Source organism: Rhodospirillales bacterium (assembly GCA_016710335.1).
Lineage (GTDB): Bacteria > Pseudomonadota > Alphaproteobacteria > Rhodospirillales > Defluviicoccaceae > JADJXQ01.
Genome location: JADJXQ010000003.1, coordinates 62,405 through 79,487 on the forward strand (window position 1 = coordinate 62,405; position 17,083 = coordinate 79,487).

General features: G+C 67.2%; 12 protein-coding genes and 1 tRNA gene. 6 read left to right on the forward strand and 7 right to left on the reverse strand.

Translation table 11 applies throughout. From position 1 onward, the window contains the following. Positions 1 to 3: 3 nt before the first annotated feature. The 7 genes from IPM60_06015 to IPM60_06045 all read right to left on the reverse strand — a co-directional run bounded on the left by IPM60_06015 (position 4) and on the right by IPM60_06045 (position 7,885). On the reverse strand, positions 4 to 780 hold the full coding sequence (locus tag IPM60_06015; protein ID MBK8907453.1) for a hypothetical protein: 777 nt from the start codon (positions 778 to 780) through the stop codon (positions 4 to 6). Continuing rightward, positions 750 to 3,356, reverse strand: a complete 2,607-nt coding sequence (locus IPM60_06020) for an error-prone DNA polymerase (protein MBK8907454.1) — start codon at positions 3,354 to 3,356, stop codon at positions 750 to 752. Before IPM60_06020 ends, IPM60_06015 begins: the two co-directional genes overlap by 31 nt. Before the next feature lie 31 nt (positions 3,357 to 3,387). After that, positions 3,388 to 3,825 carry a type II toxin-antitoxin system VapC family toxin gene (locus tag IPM60_06025; protein MBK8907455.1) on the reverse strand — a complete coding sequence of 146 codons (438 nt, stop codon included), beginning with the start codon at positions 3,823 to 3,825 and terminating at the stop codon, positions 3,388 to 3,390. After that, positions 3,822 to 4,058, reverse strand: coding sequence for a hypothetical protein (locus IPM60_06030; GenBank protein ID MBK8907456.1), 237 nt, complete (start codon positions 4,056 to 4,058; stop codon positions 3,822 to 3,824). The genes IPM60_06025 and IPM60_06030 overlap by 4 nt, the downstream gene beginning before the upstream one ends. 50 nt (positions 4,059 to 4,108) lie before the next feature. Next, positions 4,109 to 5,761 carry a DNA polymerase Y family protein gene (locus IPM60_06035; GenBank protein MBK8907457.1) on the reverse strand — a complete coding sequence of 551 codons (1,653 nt, stop codon included), beginning with the start codon at positions 5,759 to 5,761 and terminating at the stop codon, positions 4,109 to 4,111. After that, positions 5,658 to 6,560, reverse strand: a complete 903-nt coding sequence (locus IPM60_06040; protein MBK8907458.1) for a hypothetical protein — start codon at positions 6,558 to 6,560, stop codon at positions 5,658 to 5,660. Before IPM60_06040 ends, IPM60_06035 begins: the two co-directional genes overlap by 104 nt. A 71-nt stretch (positions 6,561 to 6,631) precedes the next feature. Beyond that, positions 6,632 to 7,885, reverse strand: a complete 1,254-nt coding sequence (locus IPM60_06045) for a D-amino acid dehydrogenase (GenBank protein MBK8907459.1) — start codon at positions 7,883 to 7,885, stop codon at positions 6,632 to 6,634. Between the two features lie 125 nt (positions 7,886 to 8,010). On the opposite strand from IPM60_06045, the gene IPM60_06050 reads away from it, so the two are divergent. The 6 genes from IPM60_06050 to lon all read left to right on the forward strand — a co-directional run bounded on the left by IPM60_06050 (position 8,011) and on the right by lon (position 16,743). Continuing rightward, positions 8,011 to 9,483 carry an NAD(P)H-hydrate dehydratase gene (locus IPM60_06050; protein ID MBK8907460.1) on the forward strand — a complete coding sequence of 491 codons (1,473 nt, stop codon included), beginning with the start codon at positions 8,011 to 8,013 and terminating at the stop codon, positions 9,481 to 9,483. A 565-nt stretch (positions 9,484 to 10,048) separates the two neighbouring features. Beyond that, positions 10,049 to 10,133, forward strand: a tRNA-Leu gene (locus IPM60_06055). Between the two features lie 97 nt (positions 10,134 to 10,230). Next, complete coding sequence (locus IPM60_06060; GenBank protein MBK8907461.1) at positions 10,231 to 11,844, forward strand: trigger factor; 1,614 nt, start codon at positions 10,231 to 10,233, stop codon at positions 11,842 to 11,844. 209 nt (positions 11,845 to 12,053) lie between these two features. Beyond that, positions 12,054 to 12,692 carry an ATP-dependent Clp endopeptidase proteolytic subunit ClpP gene (clpP, locus tag IPM60_06065; GenBank protein MBK8907462.1) on the forward strand — a complete coding sequence of 213 codons (639 nt, stop codon included), beginning with the start codon at positions 12,054 to 12,056 and terminating at the stop codon, positions 12,690 to 12,692. Positions 12,693 to 12,893: 201 nt separating this feature from the next. Next, a complete protein-coding gene (clpX, locus tag IPM60_06070) occupies positions 12,894 to 14,159 on the forward strand; it encodes an ATP-dependent Clp protease ATP-binding subunit ClpX (GenBank protein ID MBK8907463.1) in 1,266 nt (421 codons plus the stop codon). 169 nt (positions 14,160 to 14,328) lie between these two features. Beyond that, positions 14,329 to 16,743 (forward strand): endopeptidase La, encoded by a 2,415-nt coding sequence (lon, locus tag IPM60_06075; protein ID MBK8907464.1) that lies wholly within the window; start codon positions 14,329 to 14,331, stop codon positions 16,741 to 16,743. Positions 16,744 to 17,083: the final 340 nt, after the last annotated feature.

The following is a 17,083-nucleotide window of genomic DNA, read 5'->3' on the forward strand; positions in this document are numbered from 1 at the left end:
GGTTCAATGGAAGTCGCGGGAGTGAACGTGGAATCGGGCCTCGTCGGAGGCGCGGCCGGGGCCGGCGTCGGCGGCGAGGGCGCCGAGGGTGGCGCTGGCATCCCATACCTGTTCGGCGATGACGTGCAGCACCTCGCCCTCACGCTGCAGCCGACCGGCGACCTCCATCATCGTCGCCCCCAGCACCGCTTTTCGGAACCGCTCCAGCACCGTCGGCCAGACGATGAGATTGATGTGCCCGAACTCGTCCTCAAGGGTGATGAAGATCACGCCGCTGGCGGTGCCCGGCCGCTGCCGGGTGGTCACGACGCCGGCTACCTTCACCCGTTTGCCCTGGCGGGCGCGGCCGAGATCCTCCGAGGAGACATGGCCGCTTGCCCGCAGCTCGTCGCGTAGAAGTGCCAGCGGGTGGGCCTTGAGCGACAGGCGCAGGCTCCGGTAGTCCTCGGCCACCTGCTCGCCCAGCGCCGCCTCGGGCAGACGGACCGCCGGCTCGCGTGACAGCGGTATGGCGCTGTCGATGTCGGTTGCGGCAGCCTCGAACAGGTCGAGCGGCGCCGTCTCCAGGCCGCGCACCGCCCATAGGGCTTGGCGCCGATCAAGGCCGAGGGAGCCGAAGCCGTCGGCGTGGGCCAGCATGGTGAGTGCCGCCGGCCCGAGGCGTGAGCGCCGCCAAACGTCGGCAACGCTGCGGTAGCCTCCGCCGCGGGCGGCGACCAGCGCTTCGCCATCCCGCTGCGCCAACCCCTTCACCTGCCGCAAGCCGAGGCGGATGGCCATGGCTCCGAGATGTTCCCCCTCACCCCGACCCTCTCCCCGCCGGGGCGAGGGAGCGGCGGCTTCGCCCTCTCCCCAAGCGCCAGCCGCACCTGGTCGCCATGGACGCCCCGGAGAGGCGAGGGAGCGCCGGCTTTACCCTCTCCCCCGAGCGGGGGAGAGGGAGGGGCCCGTGAAGCGGGAGGGTGAGGGGGAACGGCGACGGGTTCCAGAGTACAGTCCCAGTCACTCAGGTTGACGTCGACCGGGCGCACCTCGACGCCGTGACGCCGCGCGTCGGCGACGATCTGGGCCGGGGCGTAGAATCCCATCGGCTGACAGTTGAGCAGCGCGCAGGCGAAGGCCGCGGGATAGTGGCACTTGAGCCACGCCGAGACATAGACCAGCAGGGCGAAGCTGGCGGCGTGGGATTCCGGGAAGCCGTAGCCGGCGAAGCCCTCGATCTGGCGGAAGCAGGCCTCGGCCAGGGCGCCGTCATAGCCGCGGGCGAGCATGCCGGCGATGAACTTGTCGCGGAAGCGTTTGATGTCGCCGTGGCGGCCGAACCGGGCCATGGTCCGCCGGAGCGCATCGGCTTCGCCGGGCGTGAAGCCGGCGGCGACGATGGCGATGCGCATCGCCTGCTCCTGGAACAACGGCACCCCCAGCGTCCGACCCAGCACCTGCTCCAGCTCCGGGGTCGGGTAGGTAACCGTCTCCAGCCCCTGCCGGCGGCGCAGGTAGGGGTGCACCATGTCGCCCTGGATGGGGCCCGGCCGCACGATCGCCACCTCGATCACCAGATCGTAGAAGCAGCGCGGCTTGAGGCGCGGCAGCATGGTCATCTGCGCCCGGCTCTCGACCTGGAACACGCCCACGGAGTCGGCCCGGCACAGCATGTCGTAGACGGCCGGATCCTCCGCCGGCAGGGTGGCGAGGGTGAGCGAACGGCCGTGGTGGCGCTCGATCAAAGCAAAGGACTTGCGGATGCAGGACAGCATGCCGAGGCCGAGCAGGTCGATCTTGAGGATGCCCAGCGCGTCGAGGTCGTCCTTGTCCCACTCGATGACGGTGCGGTCTTCCATCGCCGCGTTCTCGATCGGCACCACCTCGTCGAGCGGGCTCCGGGTGATGACCATGCCGCCGGTATGCTGCGACAGGTGGCGGGGAAAGCCGTGGAGCTGGGCGGCGAGGCCGATGACCATGCGTACAGTGCGGTTGCCGGGGTCGAGACCGGCCTCGCGAATGTCGGCTGGGGTCATCTCGTCCCACGAGCGCCGCCAGAAAGCCTTCTGCAGGGCGACGATGGAATCCTCGGAGAGGCCCATGACCTTGCCGACTTCGCGGAGCGCGCTCTTGGTGCGGTAGCAGATCACGGTGGCGGTCATGCCGGCCCGCTCGCGGCCGTATTTCTCATAGACATACTGGATCACCTCCTCGCGGCGCTCGTGCTCGAAGTCCACGTCGATGTCCGGCGGCTCGTTGCGGGCGGCGCTGATGAACCGCTCGAACAGCACCTCGAGGTGGGCCGGGTCGACGGCGGTGATGCCAAGGCAGAAACACACTGCCGAGTTGGCTGCCGAACCGCGCCCCTGGCAGAGGATGCCGCGCCCGCGGGCGAAGCGGACGATGTCGTGGACGGTCAGGAAGTAGGGGGCGAAGGCGAGCTGGTCGATCAGCGCCAGTTCATGCTCGATCTGGCCGAGTACGTTGACCGGCACGCCCTCCGGATAGCGCTCGCCGGCACCGATCCGGGTGAGCCGCTCCAGTTCCTGTTGCGGCGTGCTGCCCACGGGGACCGGGTCGACCGGATACTCGTAGCGGAGCTCGTCGAGGCTGAAGCGGCAGGCATCGGCGATCTCTACGGTGCGGGCGATGGCGCCGGGATGGTCGCGGAACAGCCGCGCCATTTCGGCCGGGGCTTTCAGGTGCCGCTCCGCATTGGCGTAGAGACGGAACCCGGCCCCGGTGATGGTGCAATGCTCGCGGATGCAGGTCAGCGCGTCCTGCAGCGGCCGGCGGTGGGGGCCGTGGGCGTGGACATCGTTGGTCGCGACCAGCGGCACGCCGCGGGCGCTCGCAAAGGCCGCAAGTTCGGCGAGCCGCCGCCCATCGTCGCCGTGGTAGAGCGCGCTGGCGGCGAGGTAGAGGCGCTTTCGGAAGCGGGGCTCGAGGGCTTCGAGGGCCGGGTCGCAGGTCGCGAGCGCAGCCGGTTCCGGCGGAGGCAGCACCACGAGGATGTGGCCGTCGCCGTGGTCGAGGACGTCGGCGAGCATCAGCCGGCACTCGCCCTTCGGCGCACGCCGCCGCCCGAGGCTGATCAGCCGCGAAAGCCGGCCGTAGGCGGCGCGGTCGGTAGGGAAGGCGAGCAGGCTCGGCGCGTCGTCCAGGTCGAGGCGGGCGCCGACCAGCAGCCGCACTCCGGCCTGCTTCGCCGCGTCATGGGCGCGGACGACGCCGGCCAGCGTGTTGCGGTCGGTGACGGCGATGGCGTGGAGCCCGAGCGCCGCCGCCGTCGCCGCCAGCTCCTCCGGATGAGACGCGCCGCGAAGGAAACTGAAGTTGCTGGTGACCTGCAGTTCGGCATAGCGGGGCGGCATGACTTATTCATGTTTTGTTCCTTCAAAAAAGTCAAGGCTGCAGGTCCGGCGGTATCTCCACGTCGGCGACGAAACGGACGAGGGGGGCATAGGCGGTGTTCTCGAGGCTCCTGGTGAGGCGCCGGTCGGCGGTGATGAGCGTCCCGCCGACCCGTTCGGCGCACGCCAGATAGATGCAGTCGTAGATCGGATGCCGGAGATCCAGGGCGATGTCCAGCGCTCGCTCCACCAGGTCAAGCGAGCGGTGCATCGCTGGTATGTATTGGTGGACGGCGGGGATGATGAGCCGAGCCTGTGCGGCATCGATCTCTTCTCGCATCGATTTCTTCCACGCGATGTTGGCGAGTTCCGTCACGATCAGGTCCGGCGCTGTGAGTTGCTCTTCCAACATCAGGATCTGTCGTGCCTCCGGGCGGTGTTCCTCGCTGATGAACCATTTGATGGCGATGCTGGCGTCGATGACGATCACCGAGCGCGGTCCTCCCGCAACAACTCCACGCTGTCCGTCTGGGGAACATCGGGTGTCAATGCAGCGATCCGATCGGCAAGCGCCAACTTCTCGGCGACGCGCCAGGGGCGATGCGCGCGCTCCGCGAGCATTTGCCGGATCTCGGCTTCCAAAGAGCGGTTGTGATCCTTGGCTTGAGTCTTGAGCGCCGCGACCACGTCGTCGTCGACGTTGCGGATGGTGAGGTTGGCCATTGGCGGGTCTCCTTCTGCAGGCATTTTGCCAGCATACCATGGGCGGGCGTTCAGGCGAACAGGCCGTGGAGGTACCAGCGGGGCGGGAGGTCCGGACGGTAGAAGCCCTCGCGATAGATCCAGAAACGGCGGCCGTCACAGTCCTCGACGCGGTAATAGTCGCGGATGCGCGACTGGCGCTCGGGGTCGTGGCCGTCGTCTTCGAGCCACCATTCCGGGGCGATCCGCTCCGGTCCTTCCGCCGCCGCGACCCGGTGCGGCTGCCGGCCGCGGCGGAACATCACCGGCGGGCCGTCGGGGACGGGCGCGATCGCCTCGATGGGTTCGGGCCAAGGCAAGAGTTGGAGTGGGCGCGGCTGGCGGGAACGCTCATCGCCGGCCAGGTGCCTGGCCGCGTCTTCGGCGGCGGGAGGTTCGGCGATCGCCGCAACGGCAGAGCAGCGGCGTTCGGGAATGTGGCTGGCGCGCTCCACAAGATGCGCCACGTTGTCCGCCTCGAGGCGAGTGCTGAGGCGGTCGACCAGGCGCGCGAGGCTTTCCGCTTGCGCCATGGAGTCGGCGGTGAGCGTCATCTGGGTGTGGGGGAAGGGGGCGACCACCGTCGCCGCCAGCACCGCGACCTCGATCCCGAAGCCGGCGTCGACGCTCTCCAGCTTGTCGCGGAACAGCCGCGCCAAGTGGTCCGGCTCGCGCGCCGGCCGGCTGGTGCCGATGACAACGGAGGCGACGCCGCCGTCGGCCCGATAGAACCGCAACTCAAGCCGGCGGGCGCCCTGCCGCGCCGCCACCAGGCGGGCGGCGAGGTCCCGGAGCAGGTGGCGGGTGGCGGCGGCGATGTCCTCCGGACGGGCGACGGGCTCGGCGAAGGCGAGGCGCGCTGCAAGGGCGGGGACGGGGAGGCGCGGCGACAGCGGCTCGTCGGCGCGGGCCAGCGCCTGGTCGAGGCGCGTCAGCAGGATCGCGCCGAAGCGGGCCGCCAGCGGTGGACGCGGCAGGTCCAGGAGATCGCCGATGCGGCGCAGCCCGACCTGATCGAGGCCGTCCACCACCGCGGCCGGCAGCCGCAACCCGGCGACGGGAAGCGGCGCCAGCACCCTCCGCTGCTCCCCGGGCGGAACGACGACGGCGGTGCTGGTGTCGGCAGCGAAGCGGGCGGTCGCCCAGGCGGCGCCGGCGCTGTCGGCGACGGCGGCGGTGGCGGCGAAGCCGAAACGCCGGAGGCGGGTGACCAGATCCTCGACGAGGGCCGCCTCGCCCCCGAACAGATGCGCGCAGCCACTGATGTCGAGCCATGCGCCGGCGCCGCCGCCGAACGGACCGGCCCAGCCGCCTGTCCCGCCGTTCTCCGCGTCCACCGCCGTCCACGGCGTGTAGCGCCCGCACCAGTCCGCCAGCGCCTCCAGAGCCTTGCGATCGGCGGGCGGGTCCGCTTCGGCGGCGTTCAGACCCGGGCTCAGGGCATGGGCCTCGGCCAGGGTCAGGCCCGGGCGCAGGCCTGCCGCGGCGGCCGTGGGATCGACGCTGACGATGCGGACGCCACCATGCGCCGCCGTTGTTGTGACCAGGGGATCCGACCCCGAGCCGACGGGCGCCGGCGGTTCAAGGCGTCGTTGCGTGTGCCTGTGCCTGTGCCGGCTCAGCTTGTGCCGGCTTAGGCGATCGGTGCTGAAGCTCGGCAGCCACAACGAAACCACCCGTTTCATCACACCATTCCAACAGCCATGAGGAAGCCCCGGAACAGGCCCCGGAGGGCGAAAGGCCGCCGGCGGCGACGGGTGGCCCGGCGATCCCGGTCCTGCAGCGGAGCAACTCGACGCTCCAGCGGGGCCGGACACGGTGACCTTCGGCGCCGCCGCCGCCAGGTGGCCGGACTACGCCATCAGCGGCATCCGGTGGAGACTGGGCGCGCGCCGTGCCGATCCGCCAGCGGGTCAGGGCCGGCGTCGCGGCCGGTTGCACGCCGGCGGGGCGCAGCAACAAAGCCGCCGTGCCGGTGCTTTCGGCCGCCAGTTGCAGGCGGCGGAGCGCCACCGGCTGGAGGGTGGCGGTCTCTCCCGCCATGGCGACCAGGGCGCCGCTCCTGAGCCCTTCCTCCATGGCCCACAGGAGGTCGGCCTCGCGCCGGGCGCGCACCACGATCAGCCGACGGAGGTCGAGCCCGAGGCCGACCAAACCGGGACCATAGAGGAGGCCGGGGCCATGACAACCGGCGCCGGGCCGGCACCACGCCACGGCGCCGTCGTCCCCCGCCAGACGCGCCAGCACCACGGCGCAGAAGCCGGCCGCCGCAGTGCTGATATCGGCGGCGACGACCTCGTGCAGGCCACCGCGGGGGAGCCCCTTCCACGGCAGGGCGGCGTCGATCGTCTCGATCCCCAGCGGGACCACCGGCAGCGGCCGCTCCGAGATCCGGCCGTGCCGGCCAATCCTTTGAATCCGAGCGGAAAGTTCGGCGATGACGGCAGGATTGGGACGGGGGCTGTTGGCCATTGAAGCGGCCATTGACGGCATTCCCTCGGCTGTTTGTTCTTTTTATGTTCTTACACCTGGCTGCCCTCGGGCGTCAACCGTCTTTACGCGAACCGATCGAGGCCGAGGCCGTCGAGGGGGATACCGGGGGCGGCGCCGCTGACAAGGTCGGCGATCAGCCGGCCGGCACCGCAGGCCATGGTCCAGCCGAGGGTGCCGTGGCCGGTGTTGAGAAACAAGTTGGCGACCGGGGTGCGGCCGATGACCGGCACCCCGTCCGGCGTCGACGGGCGAAGGCCGGCCCAGAACACGGCCTCGGCCGGATCCCCACAGTCGGGGAAGATCTCCAAGGCCTTGCCGAGGAGGAAGCGGGCGCGGCGCTCGTCGAGAGCGTCATCGTAGCCGGCGAACTCGGCGGTGCCGGCGATGCGCAGCCGGTCACCGAGGCGGCTGTAGACCATCTTGAACGCGTCGTCGATGAGACCGACCGAGGGCGCCTTCTCCGGCCGGACGATGGGCAGCGTCACCGAGTAGCCCTTGGCCGGGACCACCGGCAAGCGGAGGCCGATCGGCTTCAACAGCAGCGGCGAATAGCTGCCGAAGGCCACGACGTAGGCATCGGCCGTGAGCCGACCAAGATCGGTGTCAACGCCCGCCAGCCCGTCATCGGCGCGAACCAGCCTCTGAACTGCGGTCCCATAGCGGAACGCGACGCCGAGGCTCTCGCAGATCTCCGCGAGGCCGGTGGTGAACGAGTACGCGTCGCCGCTCTCGTCGTCGGGGCTGAAGATGCCGCCGACAAGGTCATCGCCGACCGCGGCCAGCGCCGGCTCGATCTCGAGGCATTCCGAGGCGGCGACGATCCGACGCCGGCAGCCGTGCCGGTCCATCAATTCGACCTGAGGGAGCGCGTCCCGGTAGTCACGTTCATTGCGGAAAATGTGGAGGATGCCCCGCTGCAGCGCGTCGTAGGCGATTCCGGTCTCCGCGCGCAGCGCGGCCAGCCGCTCGCGGCTGTAGACGGCGACCCTGAGCGCCCGCTCCGTGTTGACCCTGAGCCGCTCCGTCGTGCAGTTCGCGAGGAACCGCGAGAGCCACGACCAGAGCGCCGGGTCGGCGCGGAGATGCAGCAACAACGGCGCGTCGCGGCGTCCGAGCCACCCCAGCGCCTTCCACGGCGTCCCCGGGGTCGCCCACGGGGTCGCATGGTTGGCGGAGATCTGGCCGCCGTTGGCGAAGCTCGTCTCCAGGCCCGGCCCGTCCCGGCGATCGACGACGGTGACCTCATGGCCGCTTTGCGCCAGGTAGTACGCCGAGGCGACGCCGACGACGCCGGCGCCGAGAACCAAGACCTTCACGTCCGATCTTCCGTGGTGCATGCCGCAGGTTCGGCCTTATAGGCCGACAGGGCGGTTTCCGCCAGGGTGTCGCCCGGCTATGATGGCGCCCTGGACAACGCCCTCTTGGCGGGAACCGTGGCGCCATGCTCAAGCACGCCCTTCTGACCGTCGACCAGATGTACGCCGCGGACGCCGGGGCTGCCGCGGCCGGCGTTCGCACCCTCGATTTGATGGAAGCGGCCGGAACGGCGATCGCCCGCGAGATCCGGAGGCGGTGGCGGCCGCGCCGCACCGTGGTGCTGTGCGGCCCCGGCAACAACGGCGGCGACGGTTTCGTCGTCGCGCGCCTGTTGGCCGGCCGCGGCTGGCCGGTTCGCATCGGCCTGCTCGGCGACGTGACCAGGCTCAAGGGTGACGCCGCCGTGAACGCGGAGCGGTGGGCCGGGCGCTGGAACGGCGGCGTGCGGCCCCTCGACCCGGACCTCCTTGCCGGCGATCCGCTGGTGGTGGACGCCCTTTTCGGCGCCGGCCTGCAGCGGCCGGTCGACGGCACGGCGGCCGCCGTCATCGACGCCGTGAACGCGCGCGGCCTCGACTGCGTCGCGGTGGACACACCGAGCGGCATCCATGGCGACACGGGCGCGGTCCTCGGGGTCGCCCCCCGCTGCCGGGTCTCGGTCACGTTTTTTCGCGCCAAGCCGGGGCACGTGCTGCTGCCGGGACGGGAGTACTGCGGCCGCGTGGTGGTGGCCGACATCGGCATTCCGGTGAGCGTGCTCGACGACATCCGGCCGCAGACGTTCGTGAACGCGCCGCCGCTGTGGATCGGGAGGTTGCCGCGCCGGGGAGCGAGCGACAACAAGTATGGACGCGGGCACGCGGTGGTGATCGGCGGCGACACCATGACCGGTGCGGCGCGTCTCGCTGCCGAAGGCGCGCGGCGCATTGGCGCCGGGCTGGTCACCATCGCCTGTCCGCCGGAGCGCTTCGGCATCTACGCGGCGGAGCGGCCGGGGACGCTTGTATTGCCCGTAGAGGACGACGATGCACTCCGCGGCTATGTTGCGGATGAACGCCGCAACGCGGTGCTGCTGGGCCCCGGCGCGGGCGTTTCCGAGGTGACGCGGCGGCGCGTCGAGTGGGCACTCGGCGCCGGCAAGGCGTGCGTGCTGGATGCCGACGCCATCACCGTGTTCCGCGACCGCCCGGCCGCGCTGTTCGAGCGGATCGAAGGGCCGTGCGTCCTGACGCCGCACGAGGGCGAGTTCGCGCGCCTGTTCGATGTGGAGGGGGACAAGCTGTCGCGGGCGCGAGCGGCCGCGGCGGCGAGCGGCGCCGTGGTGCTCCTCAAAGGGGCGGATACGGTGATCGCCGCGCCGGACGGCCGCGCCGCCGTCAACGTCAACGCGCCGCCGGACCTTGCGACCGCCGGCAGCGGTGACGTGCTGGCGGGCATGGTGCTGGGGCTGATGGCGCAGGGCGCGGACCCGTTCGGCGCCGCCGCCGCAGCCACATGGGCCCATGGAGCGGCGGCAGAGATCGCCGGTCCGGGGCTGGTCGCGGAGGATCTGTGCGTCGCGTTGCCGCAGATCGTCCGCCGCCTGCGCGGGAGTTGATCACCACAACCGGAAGGCGATAAATCCCTGCGTGCATTTCAACGGCATGAGTCACGTTCCGGCGCGACTCCGCGCGGTTTCGTGCCGGCTTGCCATGGTTTTGCACAACCGCATTGGGATCAAATACCTGATAATCCACGCTTTGTGTACGTTTCGGCGAAAAAAATGTATGCGGATGTAGTCGGATGTATGCAGACCTCTGGTTAACCAATTGATTTCAAATGAAATTCAGTTTGGTTGGTTCTCGTGTGAAGCCGCGCTCGATGACGCGAGGGGCGGGCAGCGCTCAAGCGGATCAGCACCGAATGCACACTGGACAAGAACAATCAAAGAACATAATCTCCGGCGGGATGGCGGTCAAGGACATCCGGCTGGACGGCGGTCGAGGAGACTGTCAAGGATGACGGAGCGAGCTCGCCGGCAACGCCTCCGCGAGACGTCTCGTCGAACCGGATCGCGATCGCCTTGGCGCCGGGTCGATCCGGCGACAGGTGACGGCCCCAATTGACAGGCAATGGCAATGGTCTAGATTACGAGGCCACCCTGCCGACGGTCCCGGGCGGGAGCGGGCGTGGTGGAATTGGTAGACACGCAGGTTTTAGGTACCTGTGACGCAAGTCGTGGGGGTTCAAATCCCTCCGCCCGCACCAGGCCAACAGTCGCATCCTGACGCTGTCCCGCTGGCGGCGCGGCTGGTGCGATACCCCGAAATGCAGATACGAATTTTCTTTAGCGAGTGGATCGAGAATGCAGGTCACCGAGACGAAGATGGACGGGCTGGTGCGGGAATTTGCCGTCGCAATCCCGGCGAGCGAAGTGGACGAGAAGGTCACCAGCCGGCTGCAGGAACTCAGTCGCACCATGCGCATGCCGGGGTTCCGCCCGGGCAAGGTGCCGGTGTCGCTGCTCCGCAAGCGCTTCGGCGCCGCGGCCCGCGTCGAGGCGCTGGAAGAAGCGGTCAACGAGACGTCGACCGCCGTAATGACGGAGCGCGGGTTGCGGCCGGCCGGTCGGCCGAACATCACCGTGACCTCGAGCGACGCCGACGGCGATTTCGAGTATCAGCTTGCAGTGGAAATCCTTCCGGAGATCCCCGAGCCGGAGTTCGACAAGATCAAGGTGGAACGCCTGACCGCGCCGCTCGATCCGGCGCAGGTCGACAAGACCCTCGGCGAGCTTGCAGAGGGAGAAAAGAGCTTCGCGCCCCTCGACGGCGACCGGCCGGCCACGACCGGTGACCAGTTGCTCATCGATTTCGTCGGCCGCATCGACGGTGAAGAGTTCGCCGGTGGCAAGGCCGAGGATTACGAGCTTGAACTCGGCTCCAACGTCTTGCTGCCGGGCTTCGAGGATCAACTGGTGGGCTGTCGCGCCGGCGACACGAAAACCGTCGCCGTGTCCTTTCCCGAAGGCTATTCGGCGGAGAGCCTGGCCGGCAAGGCCGCGGAGTTCGAAGTGCGCGTCAAGGAGGTGCGGGAGCGCAAGGCGTCCGCCATCGACGATGCCTTCGCCAAGAAGTTCGGTCTCGAAGACGTGGCGGCGCTGCGAAAGATGATCGAGGAGTCGGAGACGCAGAAGCTGAAGGCGTATTCCCGCATGCGGATGAAGCGCTCGCTTCTCGACGTTCTGGCAGAGATGTACACGTTTCCGGTGCCGCCCAGTCTCGTTTCCCACGAGTACCGGACCATCGTCGACCGCGCCTTGCAGGAGCGGCCGGAGCGCCACGGCGATACGAAGCCGGGCGGCCATGCCGATGCGGATGCCGAGGTCGAAGCTGGGCCGGCGGATGACGATCACGTTCATCATGACCATGACCATGAGCATGAGCATGAGCATGATCATGAGCACCACGGCCACGACCATCACGCCCACGACCACGACCATGACCACGACCATCACGCCCACGACCATGACCACGATCATGACGAGGCTCCTGCGGACGCGTTCGATGATTCGGCGCTGACGGAACCGGAACGGGAGGAGTATCGGTCGGTCGCCGAGCGGCGGGTGCGTCTTGGGCTGGTGCTGTCGGATGTCGCGCGCCGACACAATCTTCAAGTGTCTCGGGAAGAACTGCAGCGGGCGCTCTCCGAGCAGGTTCGGCGGTTCCCGGGCCAGGAAGCCAATATCCTGGAATTCTTCAAGAAGCGTCCGGAGGCGATGGAGTCTCTTGCCGGGCCAATCCTGGAGGACAAGGTCGTCGATTTCCTGATCGAGATGGGAACGGTCACCGACAGGGAGGTTTCAGTCGACGAGTTGACCCGCGATGCTGACGCCGACCCGACGGTTTCCGCGGCGGAGCAGGGGGCGGCGGAGAAGGGGAAAGACGACGCCGCTGCCCAAGACGACATTCAAACCTAGCGCCCGAAGCTTGGTGACGAACCCTTGCCACGTTGATCGCGGCCGCCGGCGGCTCATCGCGTCGACCCTGCAGACCCTGGCGATCGGCGTGCATGGGCGCGCGCCGGTCACATGTCCCGGATCATCCACGTCACACCATCCCGATCCTGGCCACACGTTTCAGGTCAGACGGTTCAGGAAACTTCCCCAACAACGCCGGAAAAAAAGCCATGACGATGCCCTTTGAGCCGATGATGAATACGCTGGTGCCGATGGTGGTGGAGACCACGAGCCGCGGCGAACGGGCTTACGACATCTATTCTCGGCTGTTGAAGGAGCGGATCGTCTTCCTCACCGGCGGAGTCAACGATGCGGTGTCCAGCCTGATCTGCGCACAGTTGCTGTTCCTCGAGTCCGAGAATCCCAACAAGGACATCGCATTCTACATAAACTCGCCGGGCGGCGTCGTAACTTCCGGTTTAGCAATCTACGATACGATGCAGTACATCCGGCCAAGCGTCTCGACCGTCTGCGTCGGGCAGGCGGCGTCGATGGGGTCGTTGCTCCTGGCGGCCGGGGCGAAAGGGAAGCGCTACGCATTGCCGAACTCGCGGATCATGGTCCACCAGCCGTCGGGCGGCGTCCAGGGACAGGCGACGGACATCGAAATCCAGGCTCGCGAGATCCTTGCGCTCAAGGCGCGGCTGAACGACATATACGTAAGACACACGGGCCAGTCGCTCGACGTGATCGAGAATGCGCTGGAACGGGATCGGTTCCTGAGCCCGGAAGAGGCCAAGGACTTCGGGATCGTCGACGAAGTGGTGGTCAGCCGGCCGCGTCCGACCGACACCGCCGGCGACGCTTGACCGCCACCGGCGGGCCGGTCGTGATATGCCACAACCCACGCGCGCGGCGTTCGCCGCCGGGCGGGACGGGCGCCCGGCGGCAGATGAGATGGTTTAGGCAGAAAATGCAAGTAAGGCTGCGTGACGTTTTTGTTTTTTGGGATTGTCCGAACCCGCGTCTCGTGGCTAACATAGTACGCTTGGACGTGTAGGGTTGTGTCGATGAGCAAAACCTCCGGTGGCGACTCCAAGAACACGCTGTATTGCTCCTTCTGCGGCAAGAGCCAGCATGAGGTTCGCAAGCTGATCGCGGGGCCGACGGTGTTCATCTGCGATGAATGCGTCGAGCTGTGCATGGACATCATCCGCGAGGAGCACAAGTCGAACCTGATCAAATCAGGCGACGGCGTGCCGACGCCGCGGGAGATCTGCGGCGTCCTCGACGACTACGTCATCGGGCAGGAGCGGGCGAAGCGGGTCCTATCGGTCGCCGTCCACAACCACTACAAGCGGGTCAGCCACGGCGCCAAGAGCAACGACGTGGAGTTGGCGAAGTCCAACATCCTGTTGATCGGCCCGACCGGCTGCGGCAAGACGCTGTTGGCCCAGACTTTGGCGCGCATCCTCGACGTCCCGTTCACCATGGCCGACGCCACCACGCTCACCGAAGCCGGCTACGTGGGTGAGGATGTCGAGAACATCATTCTCAAGCTCCTGCAGTCGGCCGACTACAATGTCGAGAGGGCACAGCGCGGCATCGTCTACATCGACGAGGTCGACAAGATCTCGCGAAAGTCCGACAATCCTTCGATCACTCGCGATGTCTCCGGCGAAGGCGTGCAGCAGGCGCTGCTCAAGATCATGGAGGGCACCGTCGCCAGCGTCCCGCCTCAGGGCGGACGCAAGCACCCGCAGCAGGAATTCCTGCAGGTGGACACGACCAACATCCTGTTCATCTGCGGCGGCGCGTTTTCCGGACTGGAGAAGATCATCTCGGCCAGGTCCAAGGGCACTACGGTCGGCTTCGGCGCCGACGTGCGCGCGCCCGACGAGCGCCTGACCGGGCAGATCATCCGCGACGTGGAACCGGAGGACCTGCTGAAGTTCGGGCTGATCCCGGAATTCATCGGCCGTCTGGCCGTGCTCGCCACCCTCGAAGATCTCGACGAATGGGCGTTGGTCGACATCCTGACCAAGCCCAAGAACGCGCTCGTCAAGCAGTACCAGCGCCTGTTCGAGATGGAGGGGGTGCGTCTGCAGTTCACCGAGGACGCGCTGAAGGGCATCGCGAGGCGGGCGGTCGATCGCAAGACAGGGGCGCGCGGGTTGCGCTCCATCATGGAGATGATCCTGCTCGAGACCATGTACGAGCTTCCCAGCCTGGAGGCCGTCGAGGAGGTGGTGATCAATCGCGAGGTCGCCGATCAGTCGGCGAAACCCCTTTACATCTACGCCGACCGGCGCGGCGATGTCGGCAGCAGCGCCTGACTGTTCAACGCCACCATCATTCGGCTTTGGCCGTCCACCGGTCGCTTGTTCACGAGGGACGGCTCCCGCCGGACTTGATCCACACGCCTGTTGAGCCACCTATAGCGGGTGCCCGGCGTTCTTACCCGACCCGTTGGGCGTGTCCATCGAACCGATAGAGGTCAAATCGATCGTGCCAATCAAAACCAGCGTCTTTCCGGTTCTTCCGCTGCGGGACATCGTCGTTTTCCCCCACATGATCGTTCCGCTGTTCGTGGGGCGCGACAAATCCGTGCGTGCGCTCGAAGACGTCATGAAGGCCGACAAGCAGATTCTGCTCGTCGCGCAGAAGAACGCTGCCCAGGACGACCCGAGCACCGACGAGATCTACGACGTCGGCACGGTGTCGACGGTGCTGCAGCTTCTCAAGCTGCCGGACGGCACCGTCAAGGTGCTGGTCGAAGGCGGGCCGCGGGCGCGCATCGTCGGCTTCGTCGAGAACGACTCGTTCTTCGAGGCGGAGGCGACGCCGATCGAGGAACCGGTCGGCGAAAACCACGAGATGGAGGCGCTGTCACGCTCGGTCGTCAACGAGTTCGAGCAGTACATCAAGCTCAACCGCAAGATCCCGCCCGAGGTGCTGGTGTCGATCAACCAGATCGACGACGCCAGCAAACTCGCCGACACCGTGGCGTCGCACCTGGCGCTGAAGATTTCCGAGAAGCAGGAGCTTTTGGAGATCGAGACGGTGGCCGAGCGGCTGGAACGCGTCTACGCCCACATGGAGTCGGAAATCGGCGTCCTGCAGGTGGAAAAGCGCATCCGCAATCGGGTCAAGCGGCAAATGGAGAAGACCCAGCGCGAATACTATCTCAACGAGCAACTCAAGGCGATCCAGAAGGAACTCGGCGAAAACGAAGAGGGCCGCGACGAGATCGCTGAACTGGAAGACCGCCTCAACAAGACCGCGCTGAGCAAGGAAGCCCGCGAGAAGTCATTGGCGGAACTCAAGAAGCTGCGCTCGATGAGCCCGATGTCTGCCGAAGCGACGGTGGTCCGCAACTATCTGGACTGGATTATCAACATCCCGTGGAAAAAGCGAACGCGGGTCAAGAAGGACATTCGCCAGGCGCAGGGAATCCTCGACGCCGATCATTATGGCCTCGGCAAGGTGAAGGAGCGCATCCTCGAATACTTGGCGGTGCAGCAGCGGACCAAAAAGGTGCGCGGACCGATTCTGTGCCTGGTCGGACCTCCCGGGGTCGGCAAGACCTCGCTGGGCAAATCCATAGCCCGCGCCACGGGGCGCAACTTCGTCCGCATCTCGCTGGGCGGCGTGCGCGACGAGGCGGAGATCCGCGGCCACCGCCGCACATACATCGGCTCGATGCCCGGCAAGGTCATCCAGGCGATGAAGAAAGCCAAGTCCTCGAACCCTCTGTTCCTGCTCGACGAGGTGGACAAGATGGGTTTCGACTGGCGCGGCGACCCGGCCTCGGCGCTGCTGGAGGTGCTGGATCCGGAGCAGAACTGCAATTTCAACGACCACTATCTGGAGGTGGACTACGACCTCTCGGACGTGTTGTTCCTGACCACCGCCAATACCATGAACATGGCGCCGCCGCTGCTCGACCGCATGGAGATCATCCGCATCTCCGGCTACACCGAGGATGAAAAGGTCGAGATCGCCAAGCGCCACCTGATTCCGAAGCAGATCGAAGCCCATGGCCTGAAGGAGAAGGAGTGGTCGATCTCGGATGCGTCACTGCGCGACCTCATCCGCTATTACACGCGGGAGGCGGGGGTCCGCAATCTCGAGCGGGAGATCGCCAACCTCACGCGCAAGGCGGTCAAGGACATCATGATGGGCAACGAGACGGCGGTTCACATCAGCCGCCGCAATCTCGGCAAGTATGCCGGCATCAAGCGTCATCGCTACGGCGAGGTGGAGAAAGAAGACCTGGTCGGCATCTGCACCGGTTTGGCGTGGACTGAGGTGGGCGGCGAGTTGCTGTCGATCGAAGCGGTGACCGTACCGGGCAAGGGGCGGGTGACGATCACCGGCAAGCTGGGCGACGTCATGCAGGAATCGATCCAGGCGGCCAAATCCTATGTGCAGTCCCGTGCCGTTCATTTCGGCATCAGGCCCACCGTCTTCGCCAAGAGCGACATCCACGTGCACGTGCCGGAGGGAGCGACTCCAAAGGACGGACCCTCGGCCGGCGTTGCCATGGTGACCGCCATCGTCTCCATGCTGACCGGCATCGCGGTCAAGCGCGACGTGGCGATGACCGGAGAGGTGACCTTGCGCGGCCGGGTGCTTCGCATCGGCGGCCTCAAGGAGAAGCTGCTCGCAGCCCATCGCGGCGGCCTCCGCCAGGTGCTGATTCCGGAAGACAACGAGCCGGATCTGGCGGAGATTCCCGACAACGTCAAGAAAGGGCTCAACATCGTGCCGGTGGCGACGGTGGACCAAGTGATCAAGCACGCTCTCGTATCCCAACCGACGCCCATCGAGTGGAGCGAAGAGGCGGAGCTTGAGGCGGCGGCACTGGCGTCCAAGCGCGCCGACGAGGAAGACGTGGGCGGCGTCGTCACCCACTAGTGCACAGACCCGGTCAGATGGTGCATCTGACCGGGTCAGATCGCGCACTAGAATCAAATGGTTGCGTGCAGCGACCGTGCATTCTTTGAATGCACCGCTGCACTAGGGGGGGAGCGGCGTCGGCGAATGGGGAGGCGCTGAACTCCGGTGTGATAACCCGCTTGGGGCATGATTCGCGACTTAGTTGGGCCCCTGCCATGGCGCGAACTCAATGGCTTCAAGGGGCTAGAGGCTGGCGATTGACGCGCGACGGTGGTGCGCCTTACACTCCGGCAGCGTCAGCGATCAAGAGTGCGAGCGCAGGGCCGCTACCGAGCATCAATCCTTCTCGATCTTTAGA

What these genes read in the sequence shown, in the direction of transcription:
- clpP (MBK8907462.1), top strand. Translation starts at nt 12,054, where the DNA reads ATGACGATGCCCTTTGAGCCGATGATGAATACGCTGGTGCCGATGGTG.
- clpX (MBK8907463.1), top strand. Translation starts at nt 12,894, where the DNA reads ATGAGCAAAACCTCCGGTGGCGACTCCAAGAACACGCTGTATTGCTCC.
- IPM60_06030 (MBK8907456.1), bottom strand. Translation starts at nt 4,058, where the DNA reads ATGGCCAACCTCACCATCCGCAACGTCGACGACGACGTGGTCGCGGCG.
- IPM60_06060 (MBK8907461.1), top strand. Translation starts at nt 10,231, where the DNA reads ATGCAGGTCACCGAGACGAAGATGGACGGGCTGGTGCGGGAATTTGCC.
- IPM60_06035 (MBK8907457.1), bottom strand. Translation starts at nt 5,761, where the DNA reads ATGAAACGGGTGGTTTCGTTGTGGCTGCCGAGCTTCAGCACCGATCGC.
- IPM60_06040 (MBK8907458.1), bottom strand. Translation starts at nt 6,560, where the DNA reads ATGGCCGCTTCAATGGCCAACAGCCCCCGTCCCAATCCTGCCGTCATC.
- IPM60_06015 (MBK8907453.1), bottom strand. Translation starts at nt 780, where the DNA reads ATGGCCATCCGCCTCGGCTTGCGGCAGGTGAAGGGGTTGGCGCAGCGG.
- IPM60_06050 (MBK8907460.1), top strand. Translation starts at nt 8,011, where the DNA reads ATGCTCAAGCACGCCCTTCTGACCGTCGACCAGATGTACGCCGCGGAC.
- IPM60_06020 (MBK8907454.1), bottom strand. Translation starts at nt 3,356, where the DNA reads ATGCCGCCCCGCTATGCCGAACTGCAGGTCACCAGCAACTTCAGTTTC.